Here is a 1033-nt window from a genome sequence, read left to right as displayed (position 1 = left end):
ACCAAGCCCCACGTGAACGTGGGCACGATCGGTCACGTGGACCATGGCAAGACGACGCTGACGGCAGCGATCGCTACCGTGCTGTCCGCCAAGTTCGGCGGCGAAGCCAAGGCCTACGACCAGATCGACGCTGCGCCCGAAGAAAAGGCCCGCGGTATCACGATCAACACCGCCCACGTGGAATACGAAACGGCCAACCGCCACTACGCTCACGTGGACTGCCCCGGCCACGCCGACTATGTGAAGAACATGATCACCGGCGCTGCCCAGATGGACGGCGCTATCCTGGTCTGCTCCGCTGCTGACGGCCCAATGCCCCAGACCCGCGAGCACATCCTGCTGGCTCGCCAAGTGGGCGTGCCTTACATCATCGTGTTCCTGAACAAGTGCGACATGGTGGACGACGAAGAACTGCTGGAACTCGTCGAAATGGAAGTGCGCGAACTCCTGGACAAGTACGACTTCCCAGGCGACGACACCCCCATCATCCGTGGCTCCGCCAAGCTCGCCCTGGAAGGCGACAAGGGCAAGCTGGGTGAAGAAGCCATCATGAAGCTGGCCGAAGCCCTGGACACCTACATCCCCACGCCTGAGCGCGCTGTGGACGGTGCCTTCCTGATGCCCGTGGAAGACGTGTTCTCCATCTCCGGCCGCGGCACCGTGGTGACCGGTCGCGTGGAACGCGGCATCATCAAGGTCGGCGAAGAAATCGAAATCGTGGGTATCCGCGACACGCAAAAGACCACCTGCACCGGCGTGGAAATGTTCCGCAAGCTGCTGGACCAAGGCCAAGCTGGCGACAACGTCGGCCTGCTGCTGCGCGGTACCAAGCGCGAAGACGTGGAGCGTGGCCAAGTGCTGTGCAAGCCCGGCTCGATCAAGCCCCACACCCACTTCACGGCTGAGGTGTATGTGCTGAGCAAGGACGAAGGAGGTCGCCACACTCCTTTCTTCAACAACTACCGTCCCCAGTTCTACTTCCGCACGACCGACGTGACTGGCGCCATCGAGCTGCCAGCCGACAAGGAAATGG

The 1033-nt window shown here is 62.1% G+C and carries 1 protein-coding gene; it reads left to right on the top strand.

Translation table 11 applies throughout. The annotated features are described in order from the left end of the window. The coding region (tuf, locus tag DBR23_RS26305) for an elongation factor Tu (RefSeq protein WP_108500060.1) at positions 1 to 1033 on the top strand (1033 nt) is incomplete at both ends.

The organism is Acidovorax sp. HMWF018 (genome assembly GCF_003061035.1).
Lineage (GTDB): Bacteria > Pseudomonadota > Gammaproteobacteria > Burkholderiales > Burkholderiaceae_C > Acidovorax > Acidovorax delafieldii.
The sequence above is the reverse complement of the archived record's forward strand: the minus strand, read 5'-3'. Positions and strand labels throughout refer to the sequence as shown.